General features: G+C 63.6%; 9 protein-coding genes. 1 reads left to right on the forward strand and 8 read right to left on the reverse strand.

Features of this window, described 5'->3' with window-relative positions; all coding sequences use genetic code 11:
* The first annotated feature begins 82 nt into the window (after positions 1 to 82).
* Positions 83 to 4,540, forward strand: a complete 4,458-nt coding sequence (locus tag ACNFG0_RS00540; protein WP_416763759.1) for an NEL-type E3 ubiquitin ligase domain-containing protein — start codon at positions 83 to 85, stop codon at positions 4,538 to 4,540.
* A 9-nt stretch (positions 4,541 to 4,549) separates the two neighbouring features.
* Here the strand turns inward: ACNFG0_RS00540 and ACNFG0_RS00545 are convergent, their stop codons facing one another.
* The 8 genes from ACNFG0_RS00545 to ACNFG0_RS00580 form a co-directional block, all read right to left on the reverse strand.
* Positions 4,550 to 6,523, reverse strand: a complete 1,974-nt coding sequence (locus ACNFG0_RS00545; RefSeq protein ID WP_416763760.1) for a DNA topoisomerase III — start codon at positions 6,521 to 6,523, stop codon at positions 4,550 to 4,552.
* Between the two features lie 222 nt (positions 6,524 to 6,745).
* Positions 6,746 to 7,180 carry a GNAT family N-acetyltransferase gene (locus ACNFG0_RS00550; RefSeq protein WP_196143259.1) on the reverse strand — a complete coding sequence of 145 codons (435 nt, stop codon included), beginning with the start codon at positions 7,178 to 7,180 and terminating at the stop codon, positions 6,746 to 6,748.
* Entirely contained in the window at positions 7,173 to 8,339 is a 1,167-nt protein-coding gene (locus ACNFG0_RS00555; protein ID WP_196143258.1) for a cupin domain-containing protein, read from the reverse strand. The genes ACNFG0_RS00550 and ACNFG0_RS00555 overlap by 8 nt, the downstream gene beginning before the upstream one ends.
* Positions 8,340 to 8,420: 81 nt before the next feature.
* Positions 8,421 to 9,791 carry an adenylosuccinate lyase gene (gene purB / locus ACNFG0_RS00560; protein WP_196143257.1) on the reverse strand — a complete coding sequence of 457 codons (1,371 nt, stop codon included), beginning with the start codon at positions 9,789 to 9,791 and terminating at the stop codon, positions 8,421 to 8,423.
* Between the two features lie 233 nt (positions 9,792 to 10,024).
* Positions 10,025 to 10,651, reverse strand: a complete 627-nt coding sequence (hflD, locus tag ACNFG0_RS00565) for a high frequency lysogenization protein HflD (protein WP_196155419.1) — start codon at positions 10,649 to 10,651, stop codon at positions 10,025 to 10,027.
* The gene (mnmA, locus tag ACNFG0_RS00570) at positions 10,648 to 11,772 is read right to left on the reverse strand and encodes a tRNA 2-thiouridine(34) synthase MnmA (RefSeq protein ID WP_196143255.1); all 1,125 of its coding nucleotides are present in this window, start codon (positions 11,770 to 11,772) and stop codon (positions 10,648 to 10,650) included. Before mnmA ends, hflD begins: the two co-directional genes overlap by 4 nt.
* A gap of 58 nt (positions 11,773 to 11,830) precedes the next feature.
* A complete protein-coding gene (locus ACNFG0_RS00575; protein WP_196155418.1) occupies positions 11,831 to 12,271 on the reverse strand; it encodes an NUDIX hydrolase in 441 nt (146 codons plus the stop codon).
* Positions 12,272 to 12,470: 199 nt separating this feature from the next.
* The gene (locus ACNFG0_RS00580; RefSeq protein ID WP_196155417.1) at positions 12,471 to 14,696 is read right to left on the reverse strand and encodes an NADP-dependent isocitrate dehydrogenase; all 2,226 of its coding nucleotides are present in this window, start codon (positions 14,694 to 14,696) and stop codon (positions 12,471 to 12,473) included.
* Between the last annotated feature and the right edge of the window lie 289 nt (positions 14,697 to 14,985).

A 14,985-nucleotide genomic window follows, 5' to 3' on the forward strand; every position in this document is an offset into this window, starting at 1 on the left:
GACGGGTAGTAGCCTGGTACCGGTCGTGGTGGGCAGGGGGTGATTAATCTCGCCCCCTTCCTACACAGTCGGAGGCAGGCACATGGGTAACGTTTCCCAAGGCGTGGACACGCTGGCAGTCGCGCAACAGTTCCAGGATCGCCTGATCGCCAGGCGTTTGCCCGGGTGGATTACCCAGGTGCACGACATGTATTACCCGGATCTGGTGGAGGCGCTGGAGGATGGCCTGGCAAGCCGACAGCGCCTGGCCCGCTACTGGGCCCGGATAGAGCAGATCGACGTTTTCGGCAAACGAATGCTCCAGGCTGCGATGCACGAACAGGTGGGTGCCGATGTCGATATCGACACCCAGTACTTTCGTCGCCAGTACTTCTTCACCTCGCCTGAACAGAGCCCCTGGGCCGGCCGCTTACCCTTGCAGGATACCGATTATTACGACGTCCCTTTGCTGAGTGCTGCCTTACGCAACTTCACGCTGGATGAAACCAAGCCTGATGGCCAGCCAAAGCACAATAGGTTGGTCGACGTATCCGGCAATACCGTGGCACAACCGAGTGCGCGGGCATTTGCCGAGCTGTGCCGGACACTTGACCTGGGCGTGCAATACCAGCAGCACCTCGACTCGGTTTTCAAGTCCTCGGCAGGTAACGGTCTGGATTTCAAGCAGTCCATAGCGCAACTGCAGCGCTCTTCCATGTTGCTCGATGCCTTCAAGGCGTATGAACAAGACGTTTTGTCGTGGGACGAACTGGGTGTGGTGATCGCGCTATATCGGCACGGCAAGCCAGGGGGTTTGGAAGGGGCTCCTGTCATCGCCTGCCGACTAGGTGCATTCGCTTGCGATCTGCAGCAGATCGTCGTGCTGGTTGCCGTCGAGGAGCACCAGCTGGCGAATACCAGCAAACGCGTGCTGGTTCATATACCAGGCGATCCGCACGGCCCCTGGCACACAGCCAGCAACATCAACGACTTCGCCAGAGGCACTTTGGCAAAGCGCTTGGCCCAGGCTGAGTACCGACAGTTCTTCAGGCGATTCGTGCGGTATCGCGACAGCCAACGTTTCTTTTCCGCTGCCCTGAGTCGCCTGGACAACGCGGTAGCGCTGAAAATAAAGGGCCTGGACGAAAGCTTGAAGACCTACCCCACGCCATTGTTCGAGCATCTGGCGGCGGCGCGCGTCGCCCAGGTCAAGGACGATGCTGCAATGATCGCCACGCCGGTGGCGCGACTGGACCGCGCCGTGCAGAAGGCACATGACCAGCGCCTGGAGGCTGAAGGCAGGACGTTGCTGGAAATGGCACAGCTGTTCGTGCCGGAGGTTGGCGAGATCCTTCATCTGGCGCATGTATGGAGCATGCTCGAAGAGGTGTTTCACGCCATCGAGGATTGGCGGGACGGAGACACTACGGCCGCGCTCGATCATGTGGTTCATGTCATCGATGGCATGACGCTCTCGGGCGGGGTGGGCGAGGGGTTCGACACATTGCGGTCGAACTGGGCACGGGCCGAGGTGGTGGACCAGTTGGTGCCAGTCCTGCTGGAGGACGGTACGGAGAAACTGTGGAACCAGGACCTTGCGCCGTTTCTCAGCGAGCCGCCGGCTGAGGCAGCATCGGATGAGCTTGGGGTCCGCAGCCTGGGCGAACGGCACTGGATAGAGATCGATGGCCAGTTCTATGAAGTGCTCAAGCGTGACCATGACACCTGGCATTTGAAATCCCAGGATGGTCATGCCCCGGAAGTACTGCACAACCAGGCAGGCGCCTGGCGGCTTTGGTGCGAGCAGCCGGTGGAATGGACAGATGCCCGGCGTATGTTCCGGCGCCTGGGCGGGGCATTCGGCAAGCTTCGTGACGAACAGATCGACCAGGTCATGGCGATACATGGCCTGGATGCCGACTACCTCAGGGGGTTGCATGTGTATGCCAGGGCACCGGACGCCGAACTGGTCGATACGGTTCAGCGGGTTCGGTTGGTCAACCGCGTGTACGACTTGGCGAGCCGGTTGCATTACGGGCAACCGATCCTGGACCAGGCATTGCTTTCGCGGGTACGAGACTTGAGACCGACGGGTGATACGAGCGATGACAACTTGGCTGACCTGGCCTGGACGCACCGACGCGAACTCTTCCAGCACCTGTACCGCGAGCTGGACGCCGTTACGGATGACACACGTCTCTTGCGCCAGACGTTTGCTGGCCTGCATCGCCTGGCGGCAGAGCAGTTATTGCACATCACCAGCGATGACGACCTGCAAGCGCTGGAGAACGGACAGGTTCCGCCACGCCTGGCTGAATGGGCCGGCGTACATGCCGCACGGATCCGCAGTGTGCGTGCATTCGAGGCGTTGTGCTTTGAAATACCGCAGGGCCTGGACCTTGCCCGCTTGGCAGTGAGCCTGCTGGAAGCGTTCCCCGACGCCGTTGCCGGGCCAGGCTGGGAACTGATCGTTGACGACGGGCAGGCGCCTTCACTGAGGTTCCAGGGCGAAGACGTCATGTTCAGCCTGATCTGCCAGGATGGGCAGTTCCTTTTACGTGATGACCAAGGGCGGGATATCGGTGAACCGGGGGAGTTGTTCCTGACCCTTGCCAGCGCTTTCGCGCAGGGACAGGACGAAGGCTCGGGCGAGGACGAAACCTTTGCGTTGACGTTGCGGGCCCGCTTGGTCGGGCTATTGCTCGACCGCCGCGAGCAAGTGGCGCAGGCGTTGGCCAATGGTCGTGCATTCCTGGCTTTGCCTGATTTGTCTGTAGAGCAGGACGACTACACGTTGAGCAGTGATCTATATCAGGTCGGCAAGCGCCAACCCAAGTCCCTTCAAACACGGTTGCGCTACTTCTATCCAGATTTCAGCGACGAGGAAGTCGAGCAGTGGTTGCAAGGGATTCGCAACAAGGGCCAGATTCCTGGCGTGGTGCTCGGCGAGCTGAAAGTCGAATACCGTGCGTTGTGTGAAAACCTCAATTATTGGGTCTGGGTGGACGGTCTGAGTTCGCCGAGGGAGATAAAGTGCCGTCGTCTGGCCAAGGCGCTTTTGATCACAGCCTGGAAGCGATTGATTCCCCGAAAGACCCGTGCGCGTGACGAGCCGGACGATATATTGACGATCGCGGGCGTCTTGTTTTCGCGGCTGACAACGCTGCCGAGCTTGTTCCCCGGCGTTGAGTTTCCGCACGTTTCAGAATTGTTGCTGCGGGCAATGCCGTTGAAGCGGATACCGAGCACGTTCCTCGCTGCATTCGTCAATTTGCGACGGTTGGAGGTGACCGGTTGCAAGATCGAGCGGGTGCCTTTGCACAAGGCATTCGATACGAAGTTGAACGTACTCGACCTCTCCAACAACAAGATTGACCTGGACGGCATTCAGTCCACCTGGGTGTCTCGCTGCAGGTCGCTGGTCTATTTGAATCTGTCCAACAACCCGTTGGGGCGGGCGCCTGATATTCGATCCTTGCCAATGCTCAATACACTATTACTCAACAACGCCAACCTGGCGTCCATGCCTACAGGAATTGTGCTGCATGCCAGAATCTCCAACTTCGATATACGGGGCAATGCCCTCATCAGCATCCCCGGTACGGTCATTCGTTCGCAGTTGTGGGCGCAGGGCAGGGTCCGTATTGACGATCCTCTATACGCACCTGGGCCGAGGGACTGGCAGGAGCCGAGGGGGAGCGAAGTGCCGATGCGCTTGCGTTGGCAAGACCGTGTCGATCCGACGGTCAGAGACAGCATGGCGTTGGCCTGGGTCGAGCTGGAGCAGTACCCCGAGGCGCATGAGTTCTTCACGTTGGTGGCGAGGGTGGCCAGGTCGATAGGCTTCTCCAAGGAAGACCACGCCACTGATTTGGCCAACCGCTTGTACACCCTGATGGTGGATTTGATGGATGATCCGGCGTTGAGGGCGCACTTGTTTGCATTGGCCGTGAACGCACACTGCGAAGACAATGCCATTACCTGCTTCAGCAATTTGGAGATAAACCGGACGGTATGGGCCGCGGAGCGCGATGGTGTCGCGGAGGAGGCGCTGGTGGGCCTGCTGGGAAGACTGTGGCGGCTGGACCAGGTAGACGAAGCTGCCCGCGAGCATGCATTGAACATGAGAGGCGACGGGCGCGAGGCGGTGGAGGCCTTGCTGTATTTTCGGATCGGGCTCAATGACGCGTTGGATCTGGGCCTCAACCGGTTGACCATTCGCCACCGTATTTTCGCCGAGGCAGATGAGGAAACCCTCGACGCGATACGGGACAGGATCACGTCGGAGCAGACCGAAAGCATCCTGGTCGAGGCCCTGCTGCAGCGCAGCGTATGGGTGAGCCACCTGGAAAAGACCTATGCTCATAGGTTTGAAGTGCCCCAGGCACTCCAGGATGAATACAGCACGCTTTGCGACGCGGGGGACGATGAAGGCGCGGCGCAGCTGTGGGGAGTGATCCAGGCCGTGAAACCGGGCATGTTGCGTACGCTCACCAGCGAGGCACTGAGAAAGTACGGGGCGAGCTGGAAGGTGCCGATCATTTACGACCTGGCGATCTGAGTTCGCCCGTCAGCGAGTTACCTTGCGTCGGCTCGGCCTGACTTTGCCGTTGGCCGCTTTGGTGGCTTCACCCGCCGCCTTGGCCTTGGGGCTACTTTTGCGCTTCTTTTTCCACGGCGCGCCTTTGCCCGAAGCGGGCACGGGCGGGCCGCTGATGGTCAGGCGCATGCCGCTGCAGCGCTGCACCAGTTTGCCCATCCACGCCGACTGCCGGGCGACGAACTCTTCCAGGCTCATTTCGCCGCTCTGCACCATGTCCAGCGCCTGTTCCCAGATGGCCGTGGTGCCAGGGTCGGCGATGGCCCGGGGCACGGCGTCGATCAGGCTGAAGGCCGCCGGGGTGGCGGCCAGGGCCTTGCCGTTCTTGACCAGATAGCCCCGATCGAGCAGGCCCTGAATGATGCTGGCGCGGGTGGCTTCGGTACCGATGCCGGTGGTTTCCTTGAGCTTCTGCTTGAGCAGCGGGTCGTCGACCAGCTTGGCGACGTTCTTCATGGCCTTGATCAGGTCGCCCTCGGTGAAGGGCTTGGGCGGCTGGGTCCATAAGTCCTTGAGTTGCAGACCCTGCACGGCGCAGCCCTGGCCTTCGCGCAGCGGTGGCAATACTTGAGCGGGCGGCGCCTCGCGGCCTTTGGTTGGGGTCAGCGCCTCGGGCAGGGCGCGGCGCCAGCCTGGCTCGACGATCTGCTTGCCCACCGCGCGCAGGGCGTGGCCGGCGCAGTCGAACTCGGCCTGGGTGCGGTCGTACTCGTGGTTGGGCAGGAACTGCGCCAGGTAGCGAGCACGGATGAGCGTGTACACCGCCTTGTACTTGGGTGGCAGGCGCGAGGGGTCGCTGGCGGCGGCGGTGGGGATGATGCCGTGGTGGGCGCTGACTTTGGCGTCGTTCCAGGCACGCGAGCGGCGTTGCGGTTCCAGGTGCGGCTGCAGCGGCGCCAGGCTGGCGTCGGCGCGTTGCAGGGCCGCCAGGATCGCCGGCGCCTCGGCATGCTGGCTGAGTGGCAGGTAGCCGCAGTCGCTGCGCGGGTAGGTGATCAGTTTGTGGGTTTCGTACAAGGCCTGCGCGATGTCCAGGGTTTCCTGGGCGCCGAGGCCGAGCTTCTTCGAGCACACTTCCTGCAGGGTGCCCAGGTCGAAGGCCAGGGGGGCGGCTTCGCGTACGCGCTCGGTGGCGACCTGGGTCACCTGGGCGCTGCCAGCGGCGCCGATGGCGGCAGCGGCCTGCTGGGCCAGGGCCTGGTTCAGGCAACGGCCCTGGTCGTCGCAGGCGTCTTCGGGCGCGCGCCACTGGGCATTGAAGACGCTGCCAGCGCTTTCCAGCTGCACCTCGATGGCCCAGTAGGGCACGGGCACGAAGTCGGCGATGCTACGGTCGCGGTCCACCACCAGGCGCAAGGTCGGTGTTTGCACCCGGCCTACGGGCAATACGCCCTGGTAGCCGGACTGACGGCCGAGCAGGGTGAACAGGCGGCTCATGTTCATGCCGATCAGCCAGTCGGCACGGGAGCGGCCCAAGGCCGAATGGTACAGGCTGTAGGTTTGCTGTCCCGGCAGCAGGCGGGCCAGTGCCTTGCGGATCGAGGCGTCGTCCAGGGCCGAAAGCCACAGGCGCTGGACAGGCCCTCGGTAACGGCAATGCTCCACCAGCTCGCGGGCGATCATTTCGCCTTCGCGGTCGGCGTCGGTGGCGATCACCAATTCCCGGGCTTCGCCGAGCAGCCGCTTGACCGCCTTGAACTGGCTGGCGGTCTTGGGCTTGACCAGCATCTTCCATTTCTCGGGGATGATCGGCAGGTCGGCCAGGTTCCAGCGCTTGTAGCGTTCGTCGTAGCTGTCGGGCGGGGCGGTTTCGAGCAGGTGGCCGATGCACCAGGTCACGCAGACGTCGGGGCCCTGCCAGCAGCCGTCGGCCTTGCGGTTGGCGCCGAGGACCTTGGCGATGTCTTTTGCCTGGGAGGGTTTTTCGCAGAGATACAGGCGCATGGCCGGGATTGCTTCATCGAGAAATGATGAGCACTAGAATGCGCAAGCCAGGGCGTGTAGGCAAGCTTTATCTGGATGGATATACAGTTTTTCGGGTGGCGCAGACCTATAGGAGCGGCCTCGTGCCGCGAAAGGGCCGCAAAGCGGCCCCGGTGCGCCAAGGTAGCTGGGGCTGCGTGCTACCCGCTCGCGGCACGAGGCCGCTCCTACAGGGGTGTGGCGTCAGGCCAGTTCGCGCGAGTCGCGCACCATGTCCACGTGCGGGATGCCGGCCTCGAGGAATTCCTCGCTGACGACGCGGAATCCCAGGCGCTCGTAGAACGGTGTGGCATGTACCTGGGCGCTGAGCATCTGCTGCTTGAGGTCGCGGTTCTGCGCCTCGACGATCACCGCGCGCACCAGCATGTCGCCGACCTTCAGCCCACGCCAGTCCTTGAGCACCGAGATGCGGCCGATGGTGCCGTCGGGCAGCAGCCGGGCGGTGCCGATCGGGTAGTCGCCTTCCAGGGCCAGGAAGTGCAGGGCGTCCTGGTCCTCGGCGTCGAACTCCAGCTCCGGCGGAATGTGCTGCTCGGCAACGAACACCGCTTCGCGGATGCGGCGGATATCGGCGTTGTCTTTGTGCCAGTCGGCGAGGCGAACGCTGATCTTATTCATTGGCAAATCCCAGGCTTCCTTGTTTGACCAGTTGGCAAAGCAGTGTCAGCCCTTCTTCGTCTTCGAGCCACTGTACGAGGTTTTCGATGTGCAGGGCGTCGGCGGCGCACACCAGCTTCAACAGCTCGCGCAGGTGGCCCGAGAGCAGGCGGCTCTGGCCGCTGGCGAACAGCAGCAGGTTGTCGTCGACTTCCGACCAGGCCAGGCGCGCGCTGGGATTGCGAATCAGGATGGCGCCCTGTTCCAGGCTGTCGATCAGGTCGTCTTCGCTCAGCTCCTCGCCCGACACCAGCTCCGGATAACGCGGCTCGGTCATGAACTGGCCGAACCAGGTCAGCAGCAGGCGCTCGTCACCCATGTGCTCGGCCAACAGTGCCTTGAGGCGGTCCAGGGCGTCATGCTGGATCTGGTGGGGGTCGCTGGCCGGCTGGGCGTCGGCGTCGCTGTAGCGCTCTTCCTCGGGCAGGAACTGGCTGAGGAAGTCGGTGAAGTGGGTCAGTACCTCGGCGGCGCTCGGGGCGCGGAAGCCTACCGAGTAGGTCAGGCAGTCGTCCTCGGCCACGCCATAGTGGGCCAGGCGTGGCGGCAGGTAGAGCATGTCGCCCGGCTCCAGGGTCCACTCGTCGCTCTGTTCGAAGTCGGCCAGGATACGCAGGTCGGCGTGCTCGATCAGCGGGCTGTCGCTGTCGCACATCTGGCCGACCTTCCAGTTGCGCTTGCCGTGGCCCTGGAGCAGGAACACGTCGTAGTTGTCGAAATGCGGGCCGACGCTGCCGCCGGGCGCGGCGAAGCTGACCATCACGTCGTCGATGCGCCAGCTGGGCAGGAAGCGGAAGTGCTCCAGCAGTTCGGCCACTTCCGGCACGAACTGGTCCACGGCCTGGACCAGCAAGGTCCAGTCACGCGCCGGCAGGTCGGCGAAGCTGTCCTCGGCGAACGGGCCGCGGCGCAGTTCCCAGGGGCGCTCGCCGTGCTCGAGCACCAGGCGCGACTCGACTTCCTCTTCCAGGGCCAGGCCGGCCAGCTCGTCGGGGTCGAGGGGGCTTTCGAAGTCCGGGAAGGCCTGGCGCACCAGCAGGGGCTTCTTCTGCCAATAGTCACGCAGGAATTCACGGGCTGTCAGGCCACCAAGCAGCTGCAGTGGAGTATCAGGATTCATGTTCAACCTATTGAAAAAACTTAGTTTTTATCCGGGAATAAAAACGCCCGGCCAAGCCGGGCGTTGAACGCGAGGGTCAGCTTAGATGCGCTTGGCCTGGGCTGCCGCGTTACCGATGTAGGTCGCCGGGGTGAGCAGCTTGAGCTCGGCCTTGGCTTCGGCCGGCATGTCCAGGCCGTCGATGAAGGTCAGCAGCGCTTCAGGGGTAATGCCCTTGCCACGGGTCAGCTCCTTGAGCTTCTCGTAGGGGTTCTCGATGTTGAAGCGGCGCATGACGGTCTGGATCGGCTCGGCGAGCACTTCCCAGCAGGCGTCCAGGTCGGCGGCGATGCGCTGGGTGTTGATTTCCAGCTTGCCGATACCCTTGAGGCTGGCTTCGTAGGCGATGACGCTGTGGGCGAAGCCCACGCCCAGGTTGCGCAGCACGGTGGAGTCGGTCAGGTCGCGCTGCCAGCGGGAAATCGGCAGCTTGCTGGCCAGGTGCTGGAACAGCGCGTTGGCGATACCCAGGTTGCCTTCGGAGTTCTCGAAGTCGATCGGGTTGACCTTGTGCGGCATGGTCGAGGAGCCGATTTCGCCGGCGACGGTCTTCTGCTTGAAGTAGCCCAGGGAGATGTAGCCCCACACGTCGCGGTCGAAGTCGATCAGGATGGTGTTGAAGCGGGCGATGGCGTCGAACAGCTCGGCAATGTAGTCATGCGGCTCGATCTGGGTGGTGTAGGGGTTGAACACCAGGCCCAGCTCGTCTTCGATGAAGGCGCGGGCGTTGGCTTCCCAGTCGACCTGCGAATAGGCCGACAGGTGGGCGTTGTAGTTGCCCACGGCGCCGTTGATCTTGCCCAGCAGCGGCACGGCGGCGACCTGGGCGATCTGGCGCTCCAGGCGGTACACCACGTTGGCCAGTTCCTTGCCCAGGGTGGTCGGCGAAGCCGGCTGACCGTGGGTGCGCGACAGCATCGGCACGTCGGCGTACTGGTGGGCCAGGGCGCGGATGGCGTCGGCGATCTGGCGCATCAGCGGCAGCAGCACTTCGTCACGGCCGGCGCGCAGCATCAGGGCGTGGGACAGGTTGTTGATGTCCTCGCTGGTGCAGGCGAAGTGGATGAACTCGCTGACCTTGGCCAGTTCCGGCAGGGTCGCGGCCTGCTCCTTGAGCAGGTACTCGATGGCCTTGACGTCATGGTTGGTGGTGCGCTCGATTTCCTTGACGCGCTCGGCATGCTCGAGCTTGAAATCGGTGGCCAGGCTGTCCAGCAGGGCGTTGGCTTCGGCGGAGAACGCCGGCACTTCGCCGATCTGCGGGTGGGCGGCCAGGCGTTGGAGCCAGCGCACCTCGACCAGGGCGCGGAAACGGATCAGGCCGAATTCGCTGAAGATGGGGCGCAGGGCCTGGGTTTTGCCGGCGTAGCGGCCGTCTACAGGGGAAACCGCAGTGAGCGAGGAGAGCTGCATGGGGTGTTCTCGGACAGTCAGGCTTTTGGAAGGGCGCATATCATACATGAAAAATGCGCCCGAGTCGGGTGGCTGACCAAAGGTCAGGCCATATATCAGGTGCGGCATTGTGTATTGCCTGTTCCGGCTCTATCGCCGGCAAGCCGGCACAGGATTTGCACTGTGCCCAAGGCCGATGCAGTACCTGTGGGAGCTGGCTTGCCGGCGATAGGGCCGGAACTGTCAAACCCCTGTCAGGAGGGGCTGCGCATCATGTCGTACAGTTGGTTGAGCAACTTGCGCCGGCTGAACACCAGCTGCCAGCGGTGCCCGCCCAGTTGGCGCCACAGGCGCGCGGCGCGGATGCCAGCCAGCAGCAGGGCGCGGATCTTCGAGGCGTTACCGGCCTGCTGCAGGAAGCGCATGTCGCCGTGCACCTGGATCCGCTGGCGCAGAGTGCTCAGGGTGTCCTGGTACAAGGCTCCACTGGAAGCGATGACATTATCGTGAACCAGGCCGAAGTGGTCGGCCTGGGCCTGGATCTGCGGCAGGCGCTTGCCGATGGTGTCGAGCATGTCGTCGCGCTTGGCCAGCTGGCGCTCCAGGCCCAGCATCGACAGGGCATAGCGCAGAGGCTCGCGTTGCAGGCTGCTGGGGTCGCGCTCCAGGGCACCGACCAGCGCACGGTAGCCGTCACGCAGGTTCAGGTCGTCGCCGCCGAACACCTCCAGGGTGTCCTTGGGGTCGCGGACCAGGAGGCTGCCGAGCATGCAGCCGATGTTGGCCTCGCTGGCCTGGCCGGTGCGGGCGATGCGGTCGACCAGCACCGCGGCCTGGAACACGCCGCCCAAGGCGACCAGTTGCTCCTGGATGTTGTTCATTGGCGCGGGCTCCAGGGCTCGGCAGCCTCGATCACGCCGCCGCCCAGGCACACCTCGCCATCGTAGAACACCACCGACTGGCCTGGCGTGACGGCGCGCTGCGGCTCGTCGAACACCGCGCGGTAGCCGCTCTCGGTGCGTTCCAGGGTGCATGCCTGGTCGCCCTGGCGGTAGCGCACCTTGGCGGTGAGCCGACGCGGGTTGACCAGGTCGATCGGGTTGACCCAGAAGATATCCGAGGCCAGCAGGGCGCGGGAGAACAACCAGGGGTGTTCATTGCCCTGGCCGACCACCAGCACGTTGCGGGTAAGGTCCTTGTGCAGCACGTACCACGGCTCGTCGCCGGCGTCCTTCAGGCCGCCGATGCCCAAGCCCTGGCGCTGGCCGATGGTGTGGTACATCAAGCCGTGGTGGCGGCCGATCACTTCGCCGTCGGTGGTCTCGATGTCGCCGGGCTGGGCGGGCAGGTACTGCTTGAGGAAGTCGCTGAAGCGGCGCTCGCCGATGAAGCAGATGCCGGTGGAATCCTTCTTCTTGGCCGTGGCCAGGCCGTGTTTCTCGGCGATGGCGCGCACCTCGGGCTTTTCCAGTTCGCCCACCGGGAACAGGGTGCGGGCAATTTCCTTGCCGCCGACGGCATGCAGGAAGTAGCTCTGGTCCTTGTTCGGGTCCAGGCCCTTGAGCAGCTCGGTGAGCTCGCCGGTGTCGCGACGGCGCACGTAGTGGCCGGTGGCGATCAGGTCGGCGCCCAGGGACAGGGCGTAGTCGAGGAACGCCTTGAACTTGATCTCGCGGTTGCAGAGGATGTCCGGGTTCGGCGTACGGCCTGCCTTGTATTCTTCCAGGAAGTGTTCGAAAACGTTGTCCCAGTATTCGGCGGCGAAGTTGGCGGTGTGCAGCTTGATGCCGATGCGGTCGCACACGGCCTGGGCGTCGGCCAGGTCTTCACGGGCGGTGCAGTATTCGGTGCCGTCGTCTTCTTCCCAGTTCTTCATGAACAGACCTTCCACCTGGTAGCCCTGCTCCATGAGCAGAAGGGCGGAGACGGAAGAGTCCACGCCGCCGGACATGCCGACGATGACGCGGGTCTTGGCGGGGTCTTTGAGTGCTGGGCTGGTCATGGCTACCGGTGTGTATCTGGGGGAAAAATTCCGATTCTATCAGGCCGGGGGCTTCGCGTCAGTCGCGTAGCAGTGTGAGGCTGTGCAGCGGGCCGGCGAGGTAGTCGTCCAGGCAGCGTGGCACCAGCTCGCTGCGCCAGCGTGTAGGGTCGGCCAGCAGCGCTTCACGGGTCAGCCAGACAGCGCGCACGATGTCGCTGTCCAGGGCGCGGCCTTCGTGGTGACGCACGGGGCGGGCGGCGAAGCAGATGCGCTGGTAGGTCACGCCGTTGCTGGGGGCGGTATAGAGGTAGATGCCGACCACGCCGGTGAGTTCGACCTCCCAGGCGGTTTCCTCCAGGGTTTCGCGCAGGGCGGCCTGGGGCAGGGTCTCGTTGGGCTCCAGGTGGCCGGCGGGTTGGTTGAACACGTGCTGGCCGGCCTTGAACTCTTCTACGAAGAGGAACTTGCCCTCGTGTTCGACGATGGTGGCGACGGTGATGTGGGGTTGCCAGGTCATTGATATGTCCCTTTGGATTGCTGGGGCCGCTTTGCGGCCCATTGCCGGCAAGCCAGCTCCCACAGGCACTGTGCAAACATAGAGCCTGATGCAGTACCTGTGCAGGCTTGCCGGCGATGGGCTGCAGAGCAGCCCTTGTTCCCAGAAAGCACAAACCCCGGTGCGTGGCCGGGGTTTGTGCTGTTACTTCAAGCGAACCTTACAGGGCGGCGATGGCGCTGTTCAGGGTCTGGCTTGGGCGCATCACCTTGGCGGTCAGCTCGGCATCCGGGGCGTAGTAGCCACCGATGTCGGCCGGCTTGCCCTGGACGGCGGCCAGTTCGGCGACGATGGTCGCTTCGTTCTCGGCCAGGGTCTTGGCCAGAGGGGCGAAGCGTGCCTGCAGGGCAGCGTCGTCGTTCTGGGCGGCCAGTGCCTCGGCCCAGTACAGGGTCAGGTAGAAGTGGCTGCCGCGGTTGTCGATACCGCCGACCTTGCGCGAAGGCGACTTGTTGGTATCGAGGAACTTGCCGGTGGCCTGGTCCAGGGTGTTGGCCAGGACCTTGGCGCGCGGGTTGTCGTAGGTGTTGCCCAGGTGCTCCAGGGAAGCGGCCAGGGCCAGGAATTCACCCAGCGAGTCCCAACGCAGGAAGTTCTCTTCGACCAGCTGCTGCACGTGCTTAGGTGCCGAACCGCCGGCACCGGTTTCGAACAGGCCACCGCCGTTCATCAGCGGAACGATCGACAGCATCTTGGCGCTGGTGCCCAGCTCCATGATCGGGAACAGGTCGGTCAGGTAGTCGCGCAGTACGTTGCCGGTCACCGAGATGGTGTCCTTGCCTTCGCGGATACGGGCCAGGGAGAACTTGATGGCATCGACCGGAGCCAGGATGCGAATGTCCAGGCCGCTGGTGTCGTGGTCCTTCAGGTACTTCTGCACCTTCTCGATCATCACGCCGTCGTGGGCGCGGGCAGGGTCGAGCCAGAACACCGCCGGGGTGTTGCTCAGGCGGGCACGGTTGACGGCCAGCTTGACCCAGTCCTGGATCGGCGCGTCCTTGGTCTGGCACATGCGGAAGATGTCGCCGGCCTCGACGCTCTGCTCCAGCAGCACCTGGCCCTTGCCATCGACCACGCGTACGACGCCGTCGGCCTTGATCTGGAAGGTCTTGTCGTGGGAACCGTACTCTTCGGCTTTCTGCGCCATCAGGCCGACGTTCGGCACGCTGCCCATGGTGGTGGGGTCGAAGGCACCGTTGGCCTTGCAGTCTTCGATCACGGCCTGGTAGATGCCGGCGTAGCAGCGGTCAGGGATGACGGCCTTGGCATCTTGCAGTTCACCGGCGGTGTTCCACATCTTGCCCGAGTCGCGGATCATCGCAGGCATCGAGGCGTCGACGATGACGTCGCTCGGTACATGCAGGTTGGTGATGCCTTTGTCGGAGTTGACCATGGCCAGCGCCGGGCGAACGGCGTACAGGGCCTGGATGTCGGCTTCGATCTCGGCCTGCTTGTCGGCTGGCAGGTCCTTGATGCGGGCGTACAGGTCGCCGATGCCGTTGTTGGCATTGAAGCCCACTTCGGCCAGTGCAGCGGCGTGCTTGGCCAGCACGTCGTTGTAGAACTCTTCGACGATGACGCCGAACATGATCGGGTCGGAAACCTTCATCATGGTGGCTTTCAAGTGTACCGACAGTAGCACGCCGGAGGCCTTGGCATCGGCGATCTGCTCGGCGATGAAGGCTTTCAGGGCCTTGCGGCTCATGACGGCACAGTCGATGACTTCGGCGGCCTTGACGGCGGTCTTTTCCTTCAGGACGGTGGTGGAACCGTCCTTGGCGACCAGCTCGATGCGCAGGCTGTCATCGCCTTCGATCAGCGCAGCTTTCTCGCTGCCATAGAAGTCGCCCTGGGTCATGTGGGCAACGTGCGACTTGGAGTCGGCAGCCCAGGCGCCCATCTTGTGCGGGTGCTTGCGGGCGTAGTTCTTGACCGACAGCGGGGCGCGGCGGTCGGAGTTGCCTTCGCGCAGTACCGGGTTCACCGCAGAGCCCTTGATGCGGTCGTAGCGGGCGCGCGACTCTTTTTCTTCCGCGGTGGCCGGCTCGTCGGCGTAGTCCGGGATGTTGAAACCCTTGGCTTGCAGTTCCTTGATCGCGGCCTTGAGCTGCGGTACCGAGGCGCTGATGTTCGGCAGCTTGATGATGTTGGCTTCAGGGGTGGTAGCCAGCTGGCCCAGTTCCGCCAGGTGATCGCCTACTTGCTTCTCTGCGCCCAGTTGCTCCGGGAAGGCGGCGAGGATGCGGCCAGCCAGGGAGATGTCGCGGGTTTCGACGGCGATGTCAGCCGAAGCGGTGAAGGCTTCGATGATCGGCAGCAGCGAGTAGGTGGCGAGGGCGGGGGCTTCGTCGGTGAAGGTATAGATGATCTTGGAACGGGTGGGCATGCGGGTTAACTCTCTGTGTGCTGAGCGTGCTCGAGTCTCGTGGTGCGCAGGGTAGGCGCATCGCTCTGGCAGTGCCATGAGCGGAAAGTCGAGAGGCTGCGAGCGGTGATGGTGGATGCATCAGTCGAGCGTCAAGTGCTGGGCTGCGGTAACAGCACAGGCTTAGTGGCCAGGCTTGGTATCCATTCATGGCCAAGGGCGGTCCGCATTTTGCCTAGGGATCGCCCCGATGACCCTTCGGTCGCGGCGCAGTATACCAAACCATTCGGGCGATTCAGCAAGGCCAAGT

This window comes from Pseudomonas sp. NY15372 (genome assembly GCF_048068215.1).
Lineage (GTDB): Bacteria > Pseudomonadota > Gammaproteobacteria > Pseudomonadales > Pseudomonadaceae > Aquipseudomonas > Aquipseudomonas guariconensis_A.